Annotated in this window: 20 protein-coding genes; 3 read left to right on the top strand and 17 right to left on the bottom strand. The window is 68.7% G+C overall.

The genetic code is table 11. The features are described 5' to 3' along the window. Positions 1-11 precede the first annotated feature (11 nt). The 15 genes from DB31_RS16355 to DB31_RS16285 form a co-directional block, all read right to left on the bottom strand. Positions 12-3,473, bottom strand: coding sequence for an alpha-2-macroglobulin family protein (locus DB31_RS16355; protein WP_044188540.1), 3,462 nt, complete (start codon positions 3,471-3,473; stop codon positions 12-14). Between the two features lie 125 nt (positions 3,474-3,598). Further along, positions 3,599-5,296, bottom strand: coding sequence for a DUF4091 domain-containing protein (locus DB31_RS16350; protein ID WP_044189868.1), 1,698 nt, complete (start codon positions 5,294-5,296; stop codon positions 3,599-3,601). 87 nt (positions 5,297-5,383) lie between these two features. Beyond that, positions 5,384-6,574 (bottom strand): cysteine desulfurase-like protein, encoded by a 1,191-nt coding sequence (locus DB31_RS16345; protein WP_044188538.1) that lies wholly within the window; start codon positions 6,572-6,574, stop codon positions 5,384-5,386. Positions 6,575-6,632: 58 nt separating this feature from the next. Continuing rightward, on the bottom strand, positions 6,633-7,136 hold the full coding sequence (locus DB31_RS16340) for a hypothetical protein (RefSeq protein WP_157232012.1): 504 nt from the start codon (positions 7,134-7,136) through the stop codon (positions 6,633-6,635). 41 nt (positions 7,137-7,177) lie between these two features. Then, a complete protein-coding gene (locus DB31_RS16335) occupies positions 7,178-8,833 on the bottom strand; it encodes an alkaline phosphatase D family protein (RefSeq protein ID WP_044188534.1) in 1,656 nt (551 codons plus the stop codon). 36 nt (positions 8,834-8,869) lie between these two features. Continuing rightward, positions 8,870-9,559 (bottom strand): hypothetical protein, encoded by a 690-nt coding sequence (locus DB31_RS48825; RefSeq protein WP_044188532.1) that lies wholly within the window; start codon positions 9,557-9,559, stop codon positions 8,870-8,872. Between the two features lie 20 nt (positions 9,560-9,579). Next, positions 9,580-10,428, bottom strand: coding sequence for a BamA/TamA family outer membrane protein (locus DB31_RS48820; RefSeq protein WP_044188530.1), 849 nt, complete (start codon positions 10,426-10,428; stop codon positions 9,580-9,582). 123 nt (positions 10,429-10,551) lie between these two features. Continuing rightward, positions 10,552-11,232 (bottom strand): sterol desaturase family protein, encoded by a 681-nt coding sequence (locus DB31_RS16320; protein WP_044188528.1) that lies wholly within the window; start codon positions 11,230-11,232, stop codon positions 10,552-10,554. Positions 11,233-11,301: 69 nt separating this feature from the next. Continuing rightward, the gene (locus DB31_RS16315) at positions 11,302-11,919 is read right to left on the bottom strand and encodes a protein-tyrosine phosphatase family protein (protein ID WP_044188526.1); all 618 of its coding nucleotides are present in this window, start codon (positions 11,917-11,919) and stop codon (positions 11,302-11,304) included. Positions 11,920-11,955: 36 nt separating this feature from the next. After that, positions 11,956-12,939 carry a hypothetical protein gene (locus DB31_RS16310; RefSeq protein ID WP_044188524.1) on the bottom strand — a complete coding sequence of 328 codons (984 nt, stop codon included), beginning with the start codon at positions 12,937-12,939 and terminating at the stop codon, positions 11,956-11,958. Beyond that, positions 12,929-14,170, bottom strand: a complete 1,242-nt coding sequence (locus tag DB31_RS16305; RefSeq protein ID WP_044188522.1) for a GtrA family protein — start codon at positions 14,168-14,170, stop codon at positions 12,929-12,931. Before DB31_RS16305 ends, DB31_RS16310 begins: the two co-directional genes overlap by 11 nt. After that, a complete protein-coding gene (locus DB31_RS16300; RefSeq protein ID WP_044188520.1) occupies positions 14,163-15,095 on the bottom strand; it encodes a phosphatase PAP2 family protein in 933 nt (310 codons plus the stop codon). Before DB31_RS16300 ends, DB31_RS16305 begins: the two co-directional genes overlap by 8 nt. Beyond that, a complete protein-coding gene (locus DB31_RS16295; protein WP_044188518.1) occupies positions 15,079-16,410 on the bottom strand; it encodes an inositol-3-phosphate synthase in 1,332 nt (443 codons plus the stop codon). Before DB31_RS16295 ends, DB31_RS16300 begins: the two co-directional genes overlap by 17 nt. A 333-nt stretch (positions 16,411-16,743) precedes the next feature. After that, a complete protein-coding gene (locus DB31_RS16290; protein ID WP_044188515.1) occupies positions 16,744-17,292 on the bottom strand; it encodes a pyridoxamine 5'-phosphate oxidase family protein in 549 nt (182 codons plus the stop codon). 95 nt (positions 17,293-17,387) lie between these two features. Next, complete coding sequence (locus DB31_RS16285) at positions 17,388-18,386, bottom strand: aldo/keto reductase (RefSeq protein ID WP_052420003.1); 999 nt, start codon at positions 18,384-18,386, stop codon at positions 17,388-17,390. 245 nt (positions 18,387-18,631) lie between these two features. Here DB31_RS16285 and DB31_RS16280 point away from each other — a divergent pair, with 245 nt between their 5' ends. Both DB31_RS16280 and DB31_RS16275 read left to right on the top strand, forming a co-directional pair. After that, on the top strand, positions 18,632-19,480 hold the full coding sequence (locus DB31_RS16280; RefSeq protein ID WP_044188513.1) for a hypothetical protein: 849 nt from the start codon (positions 18,632-18,634) through the stop codon (positions 19,478-19,480). A 92-nt stretch (positions 19,481-19,572) separates the two neighbouring features. Further along, complete coding sequence (locus DB31_RS16275; protein ID WP_044188510.1) at positions 19,573-21,966, top strand: ABC transporter permease; 2,394 nt, start codon at positions 19,573-19,575, stop codon at positions 21,964-21,966. A gap of 34 nt (positions 21,967-22,000) precedes the next feature. Here the strand turns inward: DB31_RS16275 and DB31_RS44840 are convergent, their stop codons facing one another. Beyond that, complete coding sequence (locus DB31_RS44840; protein ID WP_240486729.1) at positions 22,001-22,516, bottom strand: energy transducer TonB; 516 nt, start codon at positions 22,514-22,516, stop codon at positions 22,001-22,003. A gap of 218 nt (positions 22,517-22,734) precedes the next feature. Here DB31_RS44840 and DB31_RS16265 point away from each other — a divergent pair, with 218 nt between their 5' ends. Beyond that, positions 22,735-23,940: an MFS transporter gene (locus DB31_RS16265; RefSeq protein WP_044188507.1), complete on the top strand. Its 1,206-nt coding sequence runs from the start codon at positions 22,735-22,737 to the stop codon at positions 23,938-23,940. On the opposite strand, the gene DB31_RS16260 is transcribed toward DB31_RS16265, so the two are convergent. Continuing rightward, positions 23,922-24,461, bottom strand: coding sequence for a hypothetical protein (locus DB31_RS16260; protein WP_044188505.1), 540 nt, complete (start codon positions 24,459-24,461; stop codon positions 23,922-23,924). The genes DB31_RS16265 and DB31_RS16260 overlap by 19 nt on opposite strands. Positions 24,462-24,470: the final 9 nt, after the last annotated feature.

The raw sequence follows: 24,470 nt of genomic DNA, 5'->3' as shown, positions 1-24,470 counted from the left end.
TTGGTGTCAGGTCAGCCGACCAGGTCCTTGAGCCCCTTCAGGACGCGCTGGGCCAATCCACCGGGCCCGGCGGTCTTGTGGACGGACACCTCGAGGTCTCCGAAGCCCTTGCCCCGCTTCTCGTCGTACATGTTGCGCACGGCCACCGCGAAGCGCTGGCGGCCGGGGCCTCCGCTGGCATCCAGCGTCAAACCCGTGGCGGCCAGCGGGACGCGGATCTCGTTCTGGCCCACGAGGTCCAGTGAGAAGCGCTTCACCTGTCCGCCTCCATGCACCCACGAGAGTGCATCCGGCAGGAACACGTGCACGAGGTCTCCCGCCTGGTACCCACTCTCCAGCGTGATGACCAGGTCCACCGAGTCTCCCGGCGCCAGCACGCCCGCCGCGCGGCCGCTGCGCATCAGCGCGACGTGGGCCTTCACGCCCTCGTTGATCGCCGTGTAGTCCTCCTCGACGATGCGATCCACCTGCACCTGCACGCTGCCCTCCACGGCCTCCACCTGGCGGAGCCCCGTGCGAGTCACTGCCTGGGCCAGCGTCGTGTCCTGCCCATCCACGCGGATCTTCCCCTCGGGCCCGACGGCGATGCGGGCATTGCGCAGCGCCGCCAGCAGCGTGATGGCCGCCACCGAGTCCAGCGTGGAGTAGAGGCTGCCGTTCTCCTGGACTGCCCCCAGAACGGTGTTGGCCAGGGCGAGTCCGTGAGGCAGGTGCTCTCCGCCGGCCTCGATCAGCGCCGCCGCCCCGAAGGCCGTCTCCGCCCGGATCATCGCCGGGGTGTGGTGGTAGCTCTCCGTGCGCAGGGCCGGCAACTCGAACTTGAGGATGGCCTTGAGCTGCTTCTCCCACGGCTCGATGCGCTCGCGGATGAAGGCGGCCATCTTCTCGCGGTCCTGGGTGAACTTCGAGAAGCGGCCGTAGGCCTCCCGGGCGGACTTGGGCGACGGCGGGGCCGGATCAATCCCGTGGGCCTTCGCCGCATCCCGGGCCATCTCCAGGCAGCGGTCCACGGACTTCGCCAGCTCCTTGTCCATGGGGAACGCCTTCACCATGTCCATCTGCAGCAGGTTGAGCGTGGCGCCGGGCGAGTACGTGAACACCTCGGGCGGATACTCGGGCCAGCCCTTGAAGCCCTTGCCCGGCAGGTACATGGACTCCTCGCGGGCGATGCACGCGCGCATGTGCGCCGCCGCCGAGCGCTTCGTGTCCTCATCCTTCGCCGTCAGCCACGCGGCAGTGGCCGCCAGCAGCACGGCGCTCGTCTGCTCACAGCAGCAGTGCGCGTAAGAGCGAAGGCCGCCCACCATCCGATCGAAGGTCTTGTCGATCGAGGGCAGCACCTTGAGCGCCAGGCCTCCCGGCTCCTGCTCCAGGTCCACGCGCTCGCCGGGTGACAGCATCCGCAGCGCCTGCTGCAGCCAGACCAGCTTGCCGGGCTCCTCCACCTTGCCCTCGGCGCGATCCACGAGCGACTCGCCGCGGACCTCGGCCTGGTAGCGGCCGGCCTGAGCGGCGAAGCGCACCACCTGTCCTGGTGCCGTGAGGGTCAGCTGCTCGCCGCTCTCATTGGTGCAGAACAGGCGCACGGGCTTGCCCTCGCGCCGGAGGGTGACGGTGGCCTCGCCTGAGGCCACGCGGACGTGCAGCACGCCCTCGGCGTGGTCTCCGGCCGCTACGAAGCGTGGCAGCACCAGCTCTCCGAAGACAGGCTTCGTCACCAGCAACTCCGCGCGGGCCACCGCCCAGTCCTCGCGCGTCACCGAGAAGACCTCCACGGCCAGCGAGCCCATGCCGTCGCCGAGCTTCACCGGGACGATTGCCTTGCCCTCCGCATCCAGCCGCACGACGCGCGCCAGCATCACGTCCGGGAATGAGCTCCGAGAGGGTCCCTCCGCGGGCTTCTCGTCCGGTGCGGCGGCTTCCGCCGCGGGGGCTCCTCCCTGCTTGCTGAGGGCTTGGTGAGAGCCGGTGGCCCTCTCTTCCCTCAGCGCCCGAGAGGGTGGCATGCCGCCAGCTCGCCGGACCACTGCACCTCCGGGGGCGGGGGCGGGCACGGCCATCATCGGCATGGCCGGCATCATGGGAGGCATCGGTGGGGGAGGATGCGGGATCAGCGCATCGAGGGTCCGCTGAACTGGACCATCGCTGACGCCCTTGAGCGCATGCTCGAGCTGCCGGCGCAGGGAGGCGGCGGTCGCGGACTGAGGCGTGTCCGCCACCTGCAGCCGCAGATCCTTGACGAGCACGAAGGCGCTGGCGCCCGGAGTGCCTCGGAGGGTGATGTCCACCTCTTCACCCGGGCCCGCGGTCTTCGGGGCCTGCACCTGGACCTGCTTGCCGGGGACCACGAGCGCGGCCCGGCCCTCCCAGCGCTGGCCCAGATAGGCGAGCCCTGCGAGCACCAGCGTCCACGTTCCGGCCAGGGGGAGATCCAGCGAAGTGCCCGCCTCGGTGGCCCCGCCGGACAGCTCCTGGACCGAGCCCCGGTGCACATCCATCACGACGATGCGCCACGCATCGATGTCCGCCCGGAAGCGCACCCGCGCCTTGCCGTTCTCCTCCACGAGCTGAAGGGGCGCGCCCTTGCTCTCGCCGCCGGAGCCGATCCACAGCCCTCGCCGCTCATGCGCGCCCTCGAAGGGCACCAAGCGCGCCACGGTGCGAGTGCCCCACGCGGAGAGCACCACCTCCTCGCGCTCCTCCTGGCGCGAGCCGGGGAGGGGCAGGGTGGCCGTCTTCATCGCATCCCGCGTGGCCTGCACCTGCAGCGCGAAAGGGCCCGCACCCGAGAGCGCGACCGAGCCCTCGAGCCGTCCGGCGGAATCGGCCTCCAGCGTGAGAGACGTCCGATGAACCGGCGGGTGGCTGCCCATGTCGACGAGGGTCACCTTCACCGAGCCCGTGAGCGGTGCTCCATAGGTCTCCAGCACCGCGGTGAAGTGCAGCGTCTCCGCGCCCTTGCCGCCCTCGATGCGCACCTGATCCAGCCGCCCGGTGAGGGGCGCCAGCTTGTAGGCCGCGACGGTGAACGAGGCCTTCGCCGCTTCCTGCTCCACGGAGTAGGAGCCCGCGACAGGATCCCTCAGCTCGAACAGGCCCAGGCCGTTCTCGTCCACGTCCACCTGGACCTTCGCCAGCTCCGAGCCGTTGAGCAGGAGCCGGAGCTGCACCGCGCCGCTGGCTCGGGGCGCGTACACCACGATGCGCACGGTGTCGTCGCCCTCGCGGTACAGCATCTTGTCGGTGATCACCGCGACGAGCGGAGGAAAGCCGAGCCCCTCCGGCTGGATCTTCACCGGGTTGCTCGCCTGGCCGAGCGTGCCCGGGCTCCCGAGAAAGAGCACCTGCGGCCCCGGACCCTGGCCCGCGTGGAAGGCGAACGCATTGCCTACCACCCAGTCCGCGAAGCCCTCGCGCCGGTGGGTGGAGTCATACGTCAGGGTACAGAAGGAGTGACGAAGGGTGGTGGGCATCGGAGGCTCCGGAAGAGGACCCGAGGATACACAAGGATCCGTTCTGCCAGAGGTGCCGATTCGCACCGCGGGTGAAGACATTCACGTCCATGCCCTGCTGAGTCCGCCGAGATGAGGTCCGGGCCTCAGCCCGGAGCGGCCTGGGCGCTGAGCTCCGCGATCCGGCGGCCTGCGGTGCGGCGCGCCTCGAGGATGACGTTCGGGTTCTCGCTGATGCGGTGGGCCGTGGGGACGACCTCTCGCGCGAGCTTCTCCGCGAGCGCCCGGTCCCCCAGCTTCGCCAGCAGGGTCAGGTACTCGTAGTCCTCGATGCCGTCGCGGATGTGCTTGAGCCGCAGCGAGGGCACGGGGACCTCGGAGCTGCCGCCGATCTTCGAAGGCTTGCCGGGGTAGAGCAGCGTGCCATCGCCGTTGCCGCTGAAGGTGAACTGGTCCGCCCACGGGTCACGGTCATAGGCGAGCACGGTCTCGTAATAGAGCTCGCCCGTCGCGCCGTACGCGAAGTCGACCCACTGCATGGCGCGGTTGCGAGGCGCGGAGACATCGACCATGTAGCTCGGCCAGGACGCGCCCTCCTCCGCGCCGCCGAACGAGCAGCCGTGGCTCATGCAGCTCTGGTACAGCCAGAGCTCTCCGCCCCGGCGGGTGAAGTCCTCGTAGCGAGGCCGCTGATTGCCGGCGAACGGGGCGAAGGGTGCATCCATGTGGTTCACGACGGGCACGAGGATGTCGAGGCTGTCCGCGAGCTTGTTGTCGGTGGCGGCGTTGACGTTCGTGGTGACGAGCGTGCGCATGTCCGGGACGGCGGCGTGGACGATGGCGGACCGGGGCGCGATGTCCTCCCACTTGCTTCCATAAGGAGGCTCGTCGGCGGTGTAGTCGAAGACGCGGTCCAAAAAGCCCTTGTCACGGGCGTGCTGGCCATAGGACGCGAGCGCCTCGGGGGAGAGTTCCCAGCCATACTCGACAGCGGTGAGCTTCGCGCCGGTGAGCTGTGTCGCCGCGGTGCCGTTCAGGAGCGGGCTGAAAGCCGTATCGAAGCCCGACCAGTCCTCGCCGTTCTTGCCGAGCACCACTCCGGTGTCTTGGGGATCGCGGCGCAGGACGAAGAGGTTCGAGAGCGAGATGCGGTGATCGAGCGCAAGCCGCGCGTACTTCGAGAGCAGCTCGATGGCCGTCTCGGGGCTCCCGCAGTCGGCCGTGCCCGTGTGAGCGAGGCAGACGAACGCGGGCCAGGCGCGGAAGGCCGTCGAGAGCGTTGGGGTGGAGGGCAGGGTGAAGCCGAGGACCTCGAGCTCCACGGGGACCTGGGTGTCGAGCCCGTCCGCGGAGACCTGGAGGGTGCCGGTGTAGAGGCCGGCCGGTGCATCCAGGGGCACGAGGACATCCACCCAGAGGGCGTGCGCCTCACCCGCGGGAATATCGAAGGGGAAAGCGGAGCGCATCTGGCCGTCCACCTCGTCCACATCTGGGATGAGGCCATCCGGAAAGCGCCCCTTGGCGCCGATCGCGCCCGATGGCGTGGTGACGTTGATGAGCGCCTCGCGGTAGAGGCGCACATTCGACTGAGGGATCTTCGCGCCATGGGGGCCAGTCAGTTCGCCGACCTTCGCGCGAACGCCGGAGACGGGGGCCTCCCCGCGGATGACGATCTGGAAGGACTCGAACTCGTTGCGAGCCGCCAAGAGGCGAGCGGGCGCGAGGTTCTGGGCCGGTGTCGAGGGACCCACTTTGAGGAGCGGGCCTTCAGTCCAGACCGCGGGCGCGGCGGAGACAGTGCCCGCGACGAGCACAGAGAGCAGGGAGGCGGAGAAGAAACGCATGCCACCCACAACCGGCTCTTGGGGGCAGAGAGTTCATGCTGCCCAAACAGGAGTCCAAGTGCCTGCCTCGTTTCTGGAAGCAGGTGTCTACGGGAGAGTATCCAGGGCTGCGAGGAGACGGTCGATGTCCTCGAGGGTGTTGTAGTGGAGCAGAGAGGCCCGCACTGCTCCCTCGGGCATGATGCCGAGCGCCTGCGCGGCCAGGGTGGCGTAGTAGTGGCCCGCCGCCACGGCCACGCCGTTCTGGGCGAGGTGCTCGGCTACGGCCCGGGGAGAGAGGCCCGGCACGTTGAAGCAGAAGGTGGCCACGCGGCCCTGGGGTTCGGGGGGACCATAGAGCGTCACGCGGGGATGACGCAGCAGGCGCTCCAGGGCGTTCTCGAGCAGGGGGCGCTCGAGGGATTCGATGCGGCGCCAGGCTTGTTCCAGGCCCTGGCGTCCGGTACTTCCGTCCCCGAGCACTTCTCTCACGTAGCGCAACGTGCCGAGCCAGCCTGCGAGGCCCTCGTGGTTGGCGGTGCCGGGCTCGAACTTCTGAGGGCTGTCCTCCGGGATGAACCACAGCCGATCCGCTGGCAGCCTGGGCAGCAGCTCCTGGCGCACGTACATGCACCCGAGGTGGGGGCCGAAGACCTTATAGGGCGAGAACACGGCGAAGTCCGCGCCCCAGCGCTGCACGTCTGGCAGGTGGTGAGGGCTGGAGTGCACGGCATCCACGATGACCCAGGCGCCCACGGTTCGAGCCAGCTCCGAGACAGCGGCGAGCTCCGGAGTGCTTCCCACCGAGTTGGAAGCGGCCGTCACGGCAATGAGCCGCGTGCGTGGCGTGAGCAGCGAGCGGAGCTGGGAGGGCTCCAGCTGCCCCGCGGGCCAGCGGGCCTTCCACACCTTGATGTGGACACCTTGCGCCTCGAGCGAGCGCCACGGGCTGGCGTTGGACTCGTGCTCGAGCTCGGAGACGACAATCTCATCGCCCGGCTGGAAGATGCGCGAGAAGGCGCGGGCGAGCTGGAAGGTGAGCGCGGTGGCGCTGGTGCCGAGCATGACCTCCTCGGGCTTGCAGTGGAGGAAGTCCGCAGTGGCAGCGCGTGCCTGGGCTTTGATCTCCGTGGCAACGCGGGAGGCTGGGTACGGCTGGCCCACGTTGCAGCTCCCCTGGGAGAGGAACTGGGTGATGGCCTCGATGGTGTGCGAGGGCACCTGGGCGCCTGCGGCGTTGTCGAGGAAGCTGAAGCCCGAGCGCAGGGCGGGGAAGTGCTCGGCGAAGGGAGAGGGCATGGCGCGCGGAGCATAGCGCCTCCATATGGCCGCCGCAGGCTAGGCGCGGGTGCACCGGTTATTTGCTCGGGCGGCGCTTGCGAGCACTCAAGCTCGTTGGAGAGGCTGAGCTGTGCGCGCCAGCCTTGATCGTGTTGATACCCAAGATCCGGCGGGCGCGTGACAGTGCGCCATCAATCTCCTCACGGACTCCCGGATGAAGCTTCCGGCCACGCGTTCGCCGCTCGATGTCGGTGATGAGCGCGGTCGCCTTGGTCCTGCCTACAGGAGATTGCTTGGACGCCTGGGCTGCCAGGACGCAAGCCAGCAACCGATCAAACATGGAGGCGTAGCCGAGCCGCTCCGCTCGCCTCAGGTAAGGGGAAAATCCCCTCCACGAACCATCACTGGTAGCCACAAGCAGATCCATGGAGATTCTCCTTTGGATCACCTGCCGCTCCTGGGCCGTTCGCGTCTCCTTGAGGATGCGCTTCTCGAGCTGCTTATACGCGACGAGCTTCTCTGGAATGGAGGCACGCTGGAGCGCGAGAAAGAGGCTCTCCCGCTCTCGGGCCCAGCGCATGAGGCGCTCCTCTTGATTCAACTGCTGGGGCATGGCGTTTGTCACCCCAGCAAGCTTGGCTCGCGCGCCTGGGGCCAGGGAATGTCCTCGCGGCCCGAGGTGCGGTGCAAGTCGAACAGCAGGATGCGCGGTTCCGGGTAGCCCTCCAGGTAGAACTTCACCTTGAGGTGCCACTCGTCCGCCGCCACGTTGCGCAGCGACGTCACCACCACATTGCGCTGCGAGAAGTGGTGACTCACCTGCGCGCTGTACACGCCTCGCTCCCCCAGCGTCACCACGCGCGTCAGCCGCCGGTACACCGCCTCCGCCATCCAGCTGAACGGCTGATAGGACACCGGAGACGCCACCACGTGCGGAATGGACGGCCGTTCCCGGTGCGCTGGATCCGACGAGTACAGCGTCGAGTACCCTGGCGTGTGGATGTCCCCCGCCAGCACCACCACGCTCAGCGGCCGCTGCCCCTTCGGCGGGTTCTGCAGGCCGAACAGGAAGTCCAGCATCCGATCCGCGGCTCGCCGGTTCGGCTCGGCACCCCAGCTGTCGTTCAGATCATCCCGCAGGTCTCCGATGTTCTTGTGGAAGCTGCTCGCCATGCTGCGCAGGCCCGCGTAGCGGATGGAGCCCATCCACGACACCGCCTGCAGCACGTACGGCCAGCCGCTCCGCATCAGCGCCTCCAGCCCGTGGTGCCCGTGCGAGAACACGACGCTGCTGCAGAAGAACAGTACGTCCAGGTTCTCCCGCTCCGACGCCACCCACCGCTCCACCGCGGCCTGCTGCGCCTCTGTCCAGATGCGACCCTGCCGCACGTTGCGGTGGCTGCGCAGGTCCGGCAGCACGAAGCCCGCACGCCCCACCCGGAAGCATGTGTCGAAGCCCTCCTGGTACCCCGGCGACAGCGGCGGCGGGTTGCGCGAGGCCTGCATGTGCTGGAACGCCGTCCGCGCCGACTGGAACATCCCCTTCCACGAGGGCTTGAACTCATCCGACTGCGCCTCCTCGAAGGAGTCCTCCCGCGAGCCCCACCCATCCGTGATGTCGTGGTCGTCCCACATCAGATAGGCGGGCAGCCGACACAGCACCCGTCGGTAGCGCAAGTCGCTCCAGTACTTGCGGTAGATGCCCAGGTACAGCTTCACGCGCTTGAGCGGGTCTTCCTCTCGCAGCGCTTTCCGCTCGATGTCGTCCGCGTAGATCTGATCGCCCATCAGCAGCGCGAAGCGCACGTTCTTGTTGTGCGCGATGATCTCCGGCATCTGCTCCCATACCGCGAAGCCGTTCGCCCCATCGCGCACCGCCGTCTCCGGGTTGTGGCAGCTCATCACCAGGAAATCGAGCTGCTGGTTGAAGCCAGCCCGGGGCAGCGTCCGGAAGCACAGCTCCTCGGGCGCCAGGCCCCCGGGGTCAATCGGTGCCAGCCCTGCCTCGTCCCACGTCAGCCGGTACACGTAGAGCGTGTCTGGCTCCAGCCCCGAGATGTTGACCACGCCCACGCCACAGTCCTCCTCGGAGACGGTGAGCGTCAGCCGCTGCACGGCGCGAGCGTTCGGCCGGTCCGGATGGAGGGTGACATGGAGCGTGCGGCGCTCGCCGGGCTTCAGGTCCGCCACGTGCAGCCAGATGCGGGCCTCCGTCTCGGTGGTGTGGCCGATGAACGGGCCCAGCAGCCGGCAGTTCCGGTCGAAGTGGAAGGCCATGGAGGGCCAGAGCCTAGCTTCCGCTCTGGCCTGCCCCTACTCCTGAATGACGATGACGATGGGCACTCGCCCTGCCCGCTCATCGGGCTCGCCGCGATTGATCCGGACCTCCTGGAACTTCGACGTGTCGAACACCCGGGCGTGGATCTCCTCCAGCGCTGTCTCGGTGCACCAGCGAGGCTTGGGGATCGCCTTCTGCGCTTGCTTGATGATCTTCTTGGAGTTCACGCGCTGACTCGGGCCCGTGGCCACGAAGAGCTGGCCAATCCGGTAGCGCTGCCCGAGCTTCACGGTGAGCTGCGGCCGGGCTTGGGCCTCTCCCGCCTCCGCGTTCCCCGGAGGAGCCACCTCCGCCCGGAGCCATCCCAGCCGGTAGAGCCGTTGATCGAGCACCTCGGCCAGGCCCTGCTGGCACCGGGCCTGGTTCTCTCCTGTCATTCCCGGTGCTGGCAGGTCCGCGAGCAGGCACTCGCGGAGCTCGACGCGCATCTCGTCGAGCCCCGCCACATCCATGGGCGTGAGCCGAGGCGAGCCTTGGGGCCAGCAGTTCGCGAGCCGATCGAGTTCATCGCTCGCCCGGATGCCCCGGCAGGACACCTCGGTGTCTTCGACGGGTGCCTCGGTGTCGTCGAGGCTCTGCCACCAGGACGGAGAAGCTTTCGGAGCGCTGGCGGTACAAGACACCAGCGAGAGGTGGATGAAGACGAGCAGCAGGGAGCGAAGCATGGAGGAGGACCTCATCCGGTTCAGCGGAAGGTGGGCCGGCAGAAGCAGACGGTGCAGCGGTGCTCCGTGTCGTAGGAGCAGTCCTGCCCGTTGAGGCAGATGGCGTCGCGTCTCGGGCAGTTGTCCCGCGGCCTCGGGCGCTCGGGCCGGGCCATCTTCACCTTGCGCGGCTTCTGGGGCTTCTCCCAGACGTCGATGATCACCGGGATGATCTTGTTCCGGTAATCCGGCTCGCCGCCGTACACCCAGACCGAGCGGAACTTCTTCATCTGAAAGACGCGGGCGTGGATCTCCGCCAGGGCACCCGAGGTGTACCAGGAGCCCTCGGGCACCGCCGCGCGCGCCTTCACGAGGATCTTCTCCGGATCCACGACGCCGGGCTCCTCGCTGTGCTCCACCCGCATCACGCCCACCCGGTAGCGGCTCCGGAGCTGGGCCTGCAGCTGGGCCTCGGACACGTCCGGCCGGCCCGTCGCGGGGAGGACCTCGGCCTCCAGCCAGCCCAGCTGGCGCAGTCGGCCTTGGAGCACCTGTGCCGCGCCCTTCAAGCACTCGGGGGAGGTGCCGCCGCCGGTCTCCACCGGGAGGCTCGTGAGCACGCACTCGCGCAGCGGCGCGGACAGTGGCTCAAGGCCGGACACGGTGGGGCCAGGGCTCTTCCCCGTCGGCAGGCACGTCTGCGAGAAGGAGGTGGCCCCTACCAGCCGCGTTCCATCGCACACGAGGCCCGAGGCTCCTGAGTCCAGGAAGGACCCCAGCGCACCCTCGTCCTCCTCCTCGGGCGCGGCGCCACGGGAGGTCACGCAGGAGCACAGGAGCGCGCAGGCGAGAGCGGAGAGAAAGGAGCGCACCGCGAAGAGGTGTCTCATCGAAACCCCTGATTCGAGACCGTCCTCCCCGAGAGAACGGATGTTGGAATCAGGCCCGGCCGCCGAGCCGAGTATAGCGGCTCGGGTGCCTCTTCGCGCCGGGAAGGAGACGCAGTAACTCGGCTACTCCGTCACGCCGGAGGTCACCTCGGGGCGCTGGCCCTCCGGCTGCTCCGGCTGCTCGGTCCGCTTGGGGCGGCGGCCACCGCTGCCCACCAGGATGTCCACCCACATGTTGCTGATGCCGAAGTTGCGATCCGGCGTGGCGAAGTGGTGCGCCATGTGGTGCGCGCGCAGCGCCTTGCCCCACGCCGTGCGCGGCGTGCGGTGGTGCGTGGACCAGTGGAGGAAGTCGTACACCAGGTAGCCCCAGACGATGCCCAGGAAGTACGGAATCGTCGCCACCGGCTGGCCCACCAGCCACAGCAGTCCGCCAATCACGATGGCCAGCGGGATGCTCGCGCCCAGCGGCATCACCAGCCGGTCCGCGTCGTCCGGGTACTTGTGGTGGTAGCCGTGGGTAATCTCATGCACCCGCCGCGTGAACGGACCGTTGCCCTCCCAGTGGAAGAAGTAGCGGTGGAGGCTGTACTCCATGCCAAGCCACGTCAGCACGCCCAGCGGCACGAACAGCGCGCTGTACCCCAGCGTCGTCTTTCCCCCGTAGAGAGACCAGGCATACAAGCCCAGCGTCAGCGGGATGTAGAAGAGGAACGGCACCGATGGGTGCACTCTCGAGCAGGCCTCGAGAAAGTTGTTCTCGAACATGCGGCCGGATTGATGGCGGAGGTAGGAACGGCTCATACGCACGACCTCTTTAGCAGGGAACTCTCAGACCGCAGCCAGACCTTTATGCGGGGGGGAATGTCTCTGTCAGGTACCGGTGGCTCCCGGTGAGGCGGGGGGAAGGGAGACGCGCTCCGGGGCTTTCCTCGCCTCCCACGCCACGGTGAAGTCCGCGAGCCCTCCCAGTTGCCGGTCGTTCAGGGTGGCCTGCCAGCGGCGCTCGCGCAGCGCGCGGTACGCCTCCTTCACATCGGCCCCCTGCGCCACCAGCACCGCCAGCCCCATCAGCGGGCCTCGGCCCACGCCATGCTCGCAATGCGTGTAGAGCTTGCCCCCCGCCTTCAGCCGCGGCAGCGCCCACTCCACACCCTTCATCAGCTGCTCCACGGACGGCGGATACCGGTCCGTCACCGGCAGGTGCAGCAGCTCGATGCCGAGCGCCGCCAGCGCCGCCGCGTCGTCCACGCGCTCGGCGCGCAAATCAATGACCGCGGTGATGCCCTGGGCCTTCAGCGCCGCGTACTGCGAGCGGGACACCGAGCCGCCCACCCACAGCCAGTCGTTCACCTGGGAGACGTTCATTCCACGCCCTGGGAGCTTCGTCGTCCACTCCACCACGCGCGCCACCGAGCGCAGCACCTGCTTGCGCACCCACCCTCGCACGCCCGGCACGTGGTGCACTTCTCGTAGCAACGAGACGTTCACGGCGCACCTCTGTCCGCCGACGCCATACCCCTCTCCTCACCCCTCATCCAGCGTGACTTCCATCAGCCCGTGCACGTCTGGCTGCCCCGGGCGCTGCAGCACCGCCCGCATGAGGTATGTCACCGGCGAGCCCACCACCGGCCGCACCAGGCTGCCCAAGATTCCCAGGTCCTGCACCGGCGCGGTGCGCAGCATCAGCGAGGTGGCCTTCAGTGAGAGCGCACCCCCCGCGCCGCTCAGGTCCGCCTCCCAGCCCGCCTTCTTCGAGTCACCCGGCTGGCGGCGCAGCTCGAAGCGCTGCAGCACCTGCGGCTCACCGCCCGCGGGCCACACGTAGGCCGGGGTGAAGCCTCCGTCGAAGCCCTCGCGCGCCAGCAGCAGCAGGTTGGAGCCGCCCGAGCGCAGCGCCCGGAAGCGCACCCAGCTGCGCGCCAGCTTCGCCGGAGCCACCGTGGAGTGCGAGTGGTCCGCATAGCCCACGCCGGACAGCTCCAGCAGCGCGTTGGAGCCCGGCAGCCGCAGACCCACCTTCGCCGCGCTGAAGGGCAGCAGCACCTCGTGGCGGTAGCGCGTGGTGCCTACTACCACCTCCGAGCCCGGAGGAGACTTGGGCGAGGGCGGATCACTGAAGGTGATGTTCACCAGCCCGTTGTCCAGCGGCAGCGACAGGAAAGTGCCCGTGCCAGCGTGCAGCGTGCAGGGCCCCATCTTCAGCGTGGAGGTGGCCGCGTCGTAGCCCCACTCGTCCGAGCTCACCTTCACCTGAGGCGACCAAGTCTTCTGCCCCGGGCGCACCACCGTGGCCCGGCAGATGCCGTGGCGCGAGCCCGGCCCCAGGTTGGTGATGGAGAACTGGGTGAAGACGAAGGTGCCGTCCTCCAGGTCCACCATGAAGGTGAAGCTCTCCCCGTAGTTGTCGTTCGAGGAGGGCAGCGGCTCCAGCACGGCGCTCGCGCCCGCCAGCGAGGGCAGGGCGAGCACGGCCAGCAGGCTTAGCAGAGACAGTTTGTCATGCCGCATGAGGGCGCTCCATGAGCGCCTCCGGCGGGTCATTGAAGACGTAGTCCCGCTGGAGGGGGAGGTTCCACGCGAAGTACACCGCCCCTCGAGCCAACCACCATCCCAGCGTGTACGCCAATTGCGGGTGCAGCGTGAGCAACGCCACACCCCCCGCGTTGAGCAGCGCGCTTGTCGCGCTCACCAACGTATAACGGGCAAGCTGCGGCGCCACCGCGCTCTGGCTGCGGAATGTCAGCAGCCGGTTCATCGAGTAGTTCACCACCCCACCCAGCACGCACCCCAGCGCCGTGGCGATGACGGGCGTGAAGCTCAGCTTCTCCACCATTCCCAGCACGGACACGAAGTCCACGCCCGTGGCCACCGCGCCCGCCAGCGCGTTGAGGCCCAGGATTGCCAGCCCCGAGCGCTTGCGGCTCGTAGGAGGAGGCGGCGCCAGCGCGTTGACGAGCGCCCGGAACCGCGAGAACGCCGTCACGTTGCTCATGATGGCCACGAAGACGATGCCCACCACCGCCAGCCAGTGCATGGGGTGCTTCTGCTCGGGGAACCAGATGGCCTCGAAGATGGGCGCCAGCGCCACGCCCACGCCCAGGAAGAGCACCCGCTCCAGGCGCTGCATGGCGCCGCCGCGGATGTTGATGCCCAGGCCCTCGCCGCGGGCGCGCACGTACGGCACCAGCGAGGTGCCCAGGAACGCCACCAGCACCGGCAGCAGCACCCAGTTGTCCCGGTAGTACCAGGCCAGGCCCATCAGCATGGCCGAGTCCACGTACCGGTCCAGCACCGAGTCCAGCGCCGCGCCGGCCGGGTTGGCCTGCTTGCGGATGCGGGCGATGCGCCCGTCCATCACGTCCAGAATGCCGGAGGCCAGGAAGAGCCAGCCGCCCAGCGTGAAGCGCCCCGCCGCCACCGCCACGCCCGAGGACACGCCCAGCAGGCCCGACAGCATGGACAGCGCGTTGGCCGGCAGCCCCGAGCGGTAAATCACTTTCCACAGGGGCTGGGTGACCCAGAAGAAGTAGTGGCGCAGGAACATGCCCACCAGGATGGTGCTGCCGCGCTTGAGCGTCTCCTCATCCTGCGGCACGCCCTTGATGGCCACGCGCACGCAGAACGCCACGAGCCCCAGGATGAAGTAGGCACACGCGAGCAGCGCCGGGCCGAGCGCCGTCCAGATTCGCGCGGAAGGGGAGAGGTCTCCCATGATCCAGGCCATCAGGGTTTCAAGCACGGCTGTCGCCTCCAGGCATGACGGGGACGGTCGCGGAAGCTGGAGATTCACGCCGGACGAGGGCGTACTCAACAATCCAGCAGGCGGCCAGAGCGGCAACCACTCCCGCCACGACGTCCAAGATGTAGTGGTGTTGCAGGTAGATGGCGGAGAACGCCACCAGTGCGGCGAATGCAATGGTGCCCACGCGCCAGCTCCGGCCCAACCCCCACGACTGCCAGACGACCAGGGTCGGGTAGGCGGCGTGCAGCGAGGGCATGGCCCCGAAGACATTGGGGTTGCGGGCGTAGAACTTCGCGAAGTAGCTGATGCCCATCAGCGCGTCGAAGCGCGCGGTGCCGGCGGGGCTCGGTGGAGCCGTGAGGTCCGCGGGACCGGGGCCGTACGCCATCACGTACCAGGGAGGCGCCGCGGGGTAGAGCATGTACGTCACCACGCCCATGGCGTTCAGCAGGCAGAAGGCCCAGCACATGGTCGCGAAGCGCGGGTGCTTGCGGAAGAAGAACAACAGCGCCAGTCCGAAGACTTCGTAGAGGTAGGCCGCGTAGGAGAAGCCGCAGAAGAAATCGAGCACCGCGTGGGTGCGCGTGGCGAAGTACGCAGGCCAGGTGGTGCCGTCCGGGCACGGGAAGAGCACACGCTCCAGCTCCCACAAGTCCCCGGTGTGGACGCGGCCGCGCAGGCCCAGCCACAGCCACTGGTTGTCCAGCAGCATGCCGGTGAGCCACAGCGGGAAGCCGCCTTGGAGAAAACGCCGCGGCGCGGGGCCGGCCCAAGCCAGCCCCGCAAGCAACAGGTCGGCCGCGGCGTGCTCCCACCGCAGCCTCCCCATCGCGGTGACGAAGACGAGGTGGCCCGCCGCCGCGAGGGTGACGAGCCACGTGAACGTCTTCGACCCGGTCTTGGCGTCAGAGCGGGAGGTCATCCCCGTAGTAGTCGAGGCCGAGGTGGGTGATGGGCTCTTCGCCCGCGATCGCACGCAGCGTGTTCTTCAGCTTGGTCGTCTGGATGAACAGGTCGTGCTCGACCTGCAGGCCCTCGAGCGCCATGGGGCTCTTGAAGTAGAAGCTCATCCACTCCTGGATGCCCTTCCACTCCAGGCGCTTGGCCAGGTCCATGAACAGGGCAATGTCCAGCACCAGCGGCGCGGCCAGGATGGAGTCGCGGCACAGGAAGTTGATCTTCAGCTGCATGGGGTAGTTCAGCCAGCCGAAGATGTCGATGTTGTCCCATCCCTCCTTCGCGTCGCCACGCGGAGGGTAGTAGTGGATGGAGACCTTGTGGCTCACCTTGCCGTAGAGCTCGGGGTACAGCTCCGGCTGGAGGATGGTGTCCAGCACGCCCGACTTGGTCACTTCCTTCGCCTTGAAGGCCTGCGGATCATCCAGCACCTCGCCGTCGCGGTTGCCGAGGATGTTGGTGGAGAACCAGCCCTGCAGGCCCAGCATGCGCGCCTTCAGCGCCGGAGCGATGACCGTCTTCATCATCGTCTGGCCGCTCTTCAGGTCACGCCCCGCCACCGGCACGTTCTCCTGGCGCGCCAGCTCCTGCAGCGCCGGGGTGTCCACCGAGGCGTTCGGCGTCGCGTTGGCGAAGGGCACGCCCTCCTTGATGGCCGCATACGCGTACAGCATCGTGGGGTTGATGGACGAGTCGTTCGCGTCCAGCGCCTTCTCCAGCGCCGCCAGCGAGTGCGTGGCCGCCGGCGAGCCCGTGTACGTCTCCACGGACGAGGTGACGATCATCACCGCGCGCTTGGCACCCAGCTCCTTCTTGAAGTCGCGGATGTCCTGGCGCAGCGCCTCGATGCTCTCGCGGTGCGTCTTGGTGTCCTTGACGTGGTTGGCAGCGATGCGGCGCACGAACTCGGGGTTGTGCACGCCCTTCTTCGGGACGATCTTCTCCATCGCCGGACGCACCAGCGCCTGGTGCTCCTTGCTCAGCACGTCCGAGCGCTCAATCACCTGCGCCGCGTTCTCGCTGATGATGTCCCACGCGCCGAACACGACGTCATTGAGGTTCGTCAGGGGCACCAGGTCCTGAATCTTGACGGTGCGGCCCTCGGTCCGCTTCCCAAGGCGGGCAGTGCCCATCTGCGTGAGCGAACCCACCGGAGCGCCCTTGCCCTGCTTGATCATCTCGACGCCAGCGATCAGCGTCGTGGAGACCGCCCCGAGGCCCGGCAGCAACACCGCCAGCTTCCCCTCAGGCTTGGAGACAGACCTTCCCTTCGTAGTCATATGTAGGTTCCTTCGAGGCTGCGGGCTGAGTCCCGCCCTCGTGACGCCCCTCAAGTCCGCGGATGCGGCTGGCCCCGGCCTGGCACGGTCCCCCGGAAGGGGGAAACTCTCGGATGCGGATGGTTGATACTCTAAAGCGTTTTGAAGTTCAACGCCGCTCCGTTACCACGATTTCACTGAAATGCTCAGAGGGCGGCCCCCGAGGAAGAAGCCAGCGCGCTTGCTCCCTTGAGTAAAACCCGGGTGCGACAAAAGACGCACCCACCGGGCGCTCGGTGCGCCGGGTGGGTGTGAAACAGCAGAGCCCCTGTGTCTCAGTCCGGAAGGGGCCGCTCAGTGCACGTTGAGGCCCGCATCCTCCGAGCCCAGTTGCACCTTCTCGTTCTCGCCGGGCTTGTACGGCTCGCCAGTGAGGACGGATTTCACGAAGCCGATCAGCTGCACCATGCGGCTGTCGGCCGTGTCCCAGTACTCGGCCTTCTCCACCTTGACGCAGAGCAGCGCAAGCTCCGGGTCCTCCAGGCCGTCCGGGAACCAGGCTTTCAAGGAGGGGTTCCACAGCTCGCGGGCCTTCTCCTTGTCGAGCACCAGGCGGCAGCGCCCACTGACGGAGACGAAGTGGTCCTTGCCGGGCTCGGCGTAGGAGAGGTTCACGTGGTGGTCATGCTCCACCTCACCCACCTTGGCCGAGTGCTCGCGGGTGAAGAACCACAGCTCCCCATCGAAGTCCCGGTCATGCGTCCACATGGGACGGCTGCGCAGGCTGCCGTCGCTCTCCACCGTCGTCATCATCGCCACCTTGATGCCGTGAATGAGCTCGCCGAGGTGGGTGATGGCGTCCTTCTGGCTTCCGTCCTTCTTCTCCGCCTTCTTCTTGGCCATGCATGCCTCCCGCGCTCAGGGTAAGCAGCGGTGCGTGGAGAGGACACCCAGGGTGAGAGCCCGTCTCCCAGGAGTGCAGGCGGGAGGGCGAGCGCTCAGAGGCCCAGGTGCTTCACCATCTTGGCGCGGGTCTTCTCGTCGGGCAGACGGCCGAAGCCGGCCTTGAGGTTGTCCTCGAGGTGCTTGGGGTTGCTGGTGGCGGGGATAGGGCACGTCACCGCGGGGTGGCCGAGGATGAACTTGAGGAAGTACTGCGCCCAGCTGGAGCAGTCGAAGTCCGCGGCCCACGGCGGCAGCGGCTTGCCGCGTACCTTCTCGAAGAGGCCGCCCTGCTCGAAGGGGCTCATGACGAGCACCGCCACACCGCGCTCGGCACAGGCGGGCAGCAGCCGGTTCTCCACCTCGCGCTGGACGATGGAGTAGGGCAGCTGCACGAAGTCGATGGCCTCCTGGCGGACGAGTTTCTCCAGCGTGTCGAAGGACGAGGGCTGGTAGTGGGTGACGCCGACGTAGCGGATGCGGCCGGCCTCCTGCCACTCGCGCAGGGTGGCCAGGTGCGTCTTCACGTCCACCAGGTTGTGCACCTGCATCAGGTCCATGCGCCCGCGGCCCATGCGCTGGATGGAGGTGCGCATCTGCTGCTCGCCCTCGGTCTTGCCCATGGTCCACACCTTCGAGGCGAGGAAGGGCGCGCGCTGCTGGCCCTGCTCCGTGAGCAAGTCACCCACGACGAGCTCGGCGCGGTCATACATGGGCGAGGAGTCGATGACGCGGCCGCCGCGCTCGAGGAAGCGCTTGAGCACGTCCTTGAGCGGGGCGCGCTCCTTGGCGTCCGTGCCCACGTTGAACGTCTGCCACGTGCCGAGCCCGATGACGGGCAGTTGCTCGCCGGTGCGAGGGATGGGGCGGGTGATCATCGCGGGCTTCTCGTCGGAGGCCGGGCCCGAGGCGGAGCCCTGGGAGGGAGACTGGGCGGGGCCGGCACCCAGGAGGAGGGCACTGCCGAGCCCCGCGGCGAGGACTTCCCGGCGAGAGAGGCCAGAGTCCGTGCTCCCGCGTGGGGTCCGTGCGTCGTGGTGGCGCTGGTCATCCATGCACGCAAGCGTACCTCCTCTGAGCGACAATCACCCCACCGGCCTGCGGCCCGAGGGTTTGTTGCTCAAATCATGAGACTTTGAGGGGGCGGTGCCGTGCAGCGGGCGACCGTTCACCAGTGCAAGCGAGCGCGCGTGGCTACCGCTCCAGTCACCGGGTTCTGGACGTTTCCCGCCGAGGCCCGGCCGTGGCCAGCGGTGCCTCGCCTCCGAGTCGGGTATTCGAGCCGTGGGAGGCGCGAGACATGCCCGTCATGGAAGCGAAGTGGGGGATCGCTCAGGAAGTCCAGCAGGGTATCGAGGCTGGCCAGCTCTACCTGGAAGGCGGAGTCATTCGAGACGGCAAGACAGGACGTATCATCCAGTTGATCCGCGAGGCCCGCGTGGATCAGGACACCCTGGCCGAGTGCCTGCGGCCCCTGGTTCCTCTCGTGCTCCACGAGGCCCTGGACTCGCGCATGCTCAGCGCCGAGAGCCAGCTCCGGGCCCTGTCTCAGGAGATCGTCCAGCGGTCCGTGCAGAGGCCGGTGACGGCCGCCCCGCTGGACATGCTGCTGCTGGGACAGCTGCTCTCCGCCGTCCAGCTGGTGAAGATGCACTTCGCCGCGCGGGAGGCGGAGCGTGCCACGGGCCTGTGGACGGAGCTGTACCGGAGCGTCGTGCAGTTGATCGCGGTCGCCGAGGCGCTCCTGTCGCAGAGTGACGTCATGCGGAAGCAGGTGGGGCTCTGGACCGCGTACACCCGCCTGTGCTGGGGCGCGGGCGTGCTCACCCTGGATCTGGTCATCCGGCGGGGATACGCGAGCTACGCGGACATGGTGTCGGGGCAGCTCGTGGAGAAGGCCGAGACGTTCGAGCGGCGCCTGGATGAGCTGTTCTCCCGGCCCTCGTCCTTGTCCTGGCTCTCGATGGAGCACCGGGAGGCCCTGCAGGAGCTCCGTGAGGTGAAGCGGCGGCTCTTGGCCCGGAGGGATGCGCTGGCGAACGGGTTCTTCGGTCAGCTCCGCTCGTACCGGGAGTCCCCGGTGGATTCACACCCGGTGTCCGCATTCGGGACGGGCCGTCCCAGCACCGGACAGCCTCCGCTCGTCTGAGGCGAGGCCCTTCGGCGGCTCGCAGGGGGGAGGCTCCCGGCGGGGTTGGCGCGGAACCTGCTTTGATGGGGGCTCCGGAGGCTGTCGCCCCTATGGAAGTTTTCCTCAGAGACGCCCGGTTCGCCTGGCGCGGTCTGCGCCGCACCCCCAGCTTTACCCTCGCCGTGGTGCTCACGCTGGGGCTGGCGCTGGGGGCCAACACCGTCATCTTCAGCATGGTGCATGCGCTGGTGCTGCGCCCGCTGCCCTTTCCCCAGAGCGGGGACTTGGTGCGGCTGTACTGCAACCAGCCCTCGGGGGGAGTCGGCAGTGTCTCCCAGCCCGAGGCTGCGGCTTGGGCCGAGGAGGCGCAGGCCTTCAGTGGGGTGATGAGCTTCCACTACACCTTCGTCAACCGCACGGGTGGCGAGCTGCCCGAGCGCCTCCTGGCGGCCCGCATCACCCCGAACTTCCTCTCCGTCGTGGGCGTGGCGCCTGCCGCAGGCCGTGCCTTCACGCCCGAGGATGCGCTCCCAGGGGCGGCGTCCTCCGCCCTCATCTCGAACGGGCTGGCCACGCGGGTGTTCACCTCCGCGGCTGCGGCAGCGGATCAGACGCTCTGGCTGGATGGCACCAGCGTGCGGGTCGCGGGGGTGCTGCCGCCGGGCTTTGCGCTGGGGGACTCCTCGCGCGAAGTGGAGGTCTGGTTGCCCCTCCACCTGGACACCTCCTCGGAGGCCCAAGGCAACCACATGCTGTCGGTGATGGGACGGCTGAAGCCCGGCGTGCCGATGGAGTCCGCGCGCCAGGCGGCCCTCCGCCGCAGTGCCATGCTGCGAGGCACCCGCGAGTCCAGTGACGCCACGGAGTCGGCGCACACGGTGCACGCTCTGGCCTGGCAGGAGGATGTGACGGGGCGGGCGCGGGGCGTGGTGTTCGCGCTGTGGGGCGCCGCGGCCTTCGTGCTCCTCATTGCCTGCGCCAACGTGGCCAACCTGATGCTGGCGCGTGCGATGCACCGCCGGCGGGAGGGCGCCATCCGCACCGCGCTGGGGGCCAGCGTGGGCCGCCGCGTGAGCGAGGCGCTCGCCGAGAGTCTCCTGCTGTCGCTGCTGGGCGGCGTGGTGGGACTGCTCCTGGCGCTGTGGGGGACCGATGCGCTCTCGGCGCTGCTGCCCACGGCGCTGCGGAACCTGGCCCCGCCCACGCTCCACCTGCCCGTGCTGCTCTTCACAGCGGGACTCTGTGGCGCCGTGGCGGTGCTCCTGGGGTTGGTGCGAGCGCTGGACTCCTCGAGGGCCTCGCTCCTGCCGCTGCTGGGCGGCGGCCACGGCAGCACGGGGGCTCGCCACCCGCTGCGCTCGGGGCTCGTGGTGGTGCAGCTCACCCTGGCGCTCGTGCTGCTCACGGGGGCGGGGCTGCTGGTGCGGACGCTCGCGCACCTCTCCTCCGTGGATCTGGGCTTCCACGCCGAGGGCGTGGTGTCCGCGGCGGTGCAACTGCCGGCCCAGCGCTACCCGGACGAGGCCTCGCGCATTCGCGCCGCCCACCGGTTGGAGGAGGCCGTTGCGGCGCTCCCGGGGGTTCAGTCGGTGGGGGTGCAGCGGGAGCTGCACCTGGGGGGCTCCACCACCTCGTCGACTGTCACGGTGGAGGGGACGGATGCCACGGGAGTGCCTCGCAGCGCCGAGCACCGCGTGGTCAGCCCTGGCGCCTTTGAGGCCCTGGGCGTGCCGCTGAAGACGGGCAGGCTCCTGGCTTCGACGGACGCCTGGGGGAGTGCTCCGGTGGCGGTGGTCAACGAGGCCTTCGTGCGGAGCTTCCTCGCGGGACGGGAGCCCCTGGGCAGCCGCTTCACCATCGACCGTGAGACGTGGTGGACGGTGGTGGGCGTGGTGGGGGACGTGCGCCACCGCGAGCTGACGGCGGCTCCGGCTCCGGCGTTCTATTGGCCCGTGGCGCAGGTGGGGCCGCCGCAGCTGTACTTGCTCATGCGAGGCACGCCCGCGCCCACGCTGGCGCAGGTGCGCGAGGCGGTGCACGGCGTGGACTCCGAGCTGCCGGTGCCCGCGCTGGAGCAGCTTGGCTCGCTGGTGGCGAGGAGCCGGCAGCGCCATGAGCTGTTGCTGGCGCTGCTGTCCGCGCTCTCGGGGCTGGCGCTGGTGCTGGCGGCGCTGGGCATCTGGGGCGTGGTGTCCTACGGCATCACCCAGCGCACGCGCGAGTTGTCGATCCGCAGGGCATTGGGAGCGACGGAGCGCAACCTGGTGCGGCTCGTGGTGGGCTCGGTGGGGCGGATGTTGGGGATTGCGTTGCTGGTGGGGCTCCCGGCGGCGGTGGGGCTGGCGCAGGTGGCGCGCAGTCTCCTCTATGGAGTGACTCCGGCGGACATCCCCACGCTGCTGGGGTGCGCGGCGCTGCTGGGCACGGTGGGCCTGGTGGCGGCGTGGTTGCCCGCGCGCCGGGCGGCCAAGGTGGATCCGGGCCTCACGCTGCGGGCCGAGTAGGGCGCTTGGCGGGAGTGCGGCATCCGAGTGCTATCTATGGAGAGGGGGGCGGGTCCACCGGAGGCTCGACGCGGAGCCCGAAGAAATAGGAGACGGTGACGGGCCTGCCCAGGTAGCGCGTGGGCTTGTAGCGGCGGCTCTGGAGCACGTCGAGCGCGGCCTGCTCCATATAAGGTAGCGGCTTGATGATGCGGCAGCCGCGGACTTCACCCCGGCAGGTCACGGTGCACTTGGCGATGATGAGGCCCTGAACGTGGGCCTCGCGTGCCTCGGGCGTGTGTACGAGCGCAGGTCCGGAGAGGAACTCCGGCCGCGTCATGCCCACGCCAAAGGGGATCACGTCCTCGTTGGGGCCGGAGCAACTGAGTTCATCGCCCATGCGCGCGGGGTTCAGCACGAGGTCCGTCCCAAAGGGCTCGGCCTTCTCTTCGGGCAGGGGAGGAGGCACAGGAGCCACAGCGAGAGGGCGCTCCGGTGGTTTCTCCTCCGCCGCCGAGGGCCGTGCGGGTAGCTGCGATGACAACCACAGCAGGCCTGTGAAGATCCCCATGCAACCGAGCCACGCTCCTCCCGCCTCGAGGCTGGGATGGATGGCGCCTCTCTTCTGCTGTCCGGTGCCGAATGGGACCATCGGTGGGCTCCTCCCAACGTGCAGGGTATGAAGTCCGCCAGCGGTGATCTCCGGGCGTCCGCCATCTTTCCGTCATGCTTTCGTCATAGCGTTGAGGGACAGTCCCGCGAGAACAGGAAGCAGGGGGCTCGGTCGAGATGGGCGAATCAGAAGGACAGCCGGGGCATTTGAGCTCCGGCCTGGTGTGGCTGATGGCGGGAGCCTCGGGGATGGCGGCGGCCAACCTCTATTACAACCAGCCCCTGCTGGGAGACATCGGGCGGGAGCTGGGCGCGATGGGCAGTGCGCTCGGCTGGGTTCCGACGATGACACAGGTGGGCTACGCGGCGGGCATGCTGCTCATCGTCCCCTTGGGAGACAGCCTCGAGCGGCGGCGCGTCATCGTCACCATGACGGTGCTGGTGAGCCTGGCCTTGATGGGCGCAGCGCTCGCGCCGAGCCTGGCGTGGATGGTGGCGGCGAGCTTCGCCGTGGGCATCACCACCGTCGTCCCTCAGCTCCTGGTGCCCTTCGCCGCGCATCTGGCCCCGCCGGCCGAGCGCGGGCGGGTGGTGGGCACGGTGATGAGCGGGCTGCTCATTGGCATCCTCCTGTCGCGCACGGCGGCGGGCTTCATCGGCACGCACCTGGGCTGGCGAGCGATGTTCTGGATCGGCGCTGGACTGATGCTGGTGATGGCGGGAGTCCTGCGGCTGGCCCTTCCGTCTCAGGAGGCCGTGGCGGCCATGCCCTACGGTGCACTGCTGCGATCGATCGGAGGACTGGTGCGCGAGGAGCCCGTGCTGCGGCTCCACTCGCTGCTGGGAGCGCTCACCTTCGGCTCGTTCGGAGCCTTCTGGGCCACGCTGGCCCTCTACCTCCAGAGCCTGCCCGAGCACTACGGTCCTCAGACAGCGGGCCTCTTCGGCGCGGTGGGAGTCGTGGGAGCGGCCGCGGCGCCGCTCGTGGGGCGCTACGCGGACGTCCGAGGGGACCGGAAGATCAACGCGCTGGCCATTGGCGTGCTGCTGGCCTCCTTCGTCGTGCTGGCGCTGCTTGGGCAATGGCTGTGGGGCATCGCGCTGGGCGTCATCCTCCTGGACCTGGGAGCCCAGTCCAACCACATCTCGAACCAGACGCGCGTCTACTCCTTACGCCCCGAGGCGCGCAGCCGGCTCAACACCGTCTACATGGTGACCTACTTCGTGGGAGGAGCCGCTGGCGCCTGGCTGGGCACCTCGGCGTGGGTGCGCTTCGGCTGGACGGGCGTGTGCCTCGTGGGAGGTGGCTTTGCGCTCGTGGCGCTCGGGGTGCTGGGAGGGGGGACCGCTCGCGCAGCGCGCAGCTACCAGGACAGGTTGTAGGTGCAGGAGGCCGCACCCTTTTTCCGGCAGGGGCCGGGTGGGTGCTCCACCCGCACCCAGAGCGAGTCGATGGGCCGGAAGCGCTCTCCGATGGCCTCCAGCAGCCCCTCGTCCAGGCCGCACGGATACGGGTTGTCGCAGACCATCCGAGCCGTGCGGCTGCCCGTCGGCGCGTAGTGGTAGCCCCCCACGTTCCCTGGGCCTCGGTGGCACATCTGGTAGGCCACGTCGATGGAGCGGAAGCCTTCCTCGATGGTCTTGAGGTTCGGAGGGAACTGCGCGTTCTCCGGAATCTTCCGCCCCACCGCCTTCACCGTGTTGGGACCAATCTCCGTGCTGATGGTCTTGAAGACCTCCATGAGCCGATCCAGCGGATACCAGCGGTCCTTCTCCAGCGGGGTGATGCCGCGATCCGCGAGGATCTTCAGCGCTCGGTGTTGGATGAGGGCCATGGCCGCGACCACCGACATGATGGCCTGGCCCTGCACCTCGAACTTCTCCAACTGAAAGCGTTGCGGCATCCGCCGTTC

The organism is Hyalangium minutum, assembly GCF_000737315.1.
GTDB classification, from domain to species: Bacteria; Myxococcota; Myxococcia; order Myxococcales; family Myxococcaceae; genus Hyalangium; species Hyalangium minutum.
This window is presented reverse-complemented; position numbering and strand designations above follow the sequence as displayed.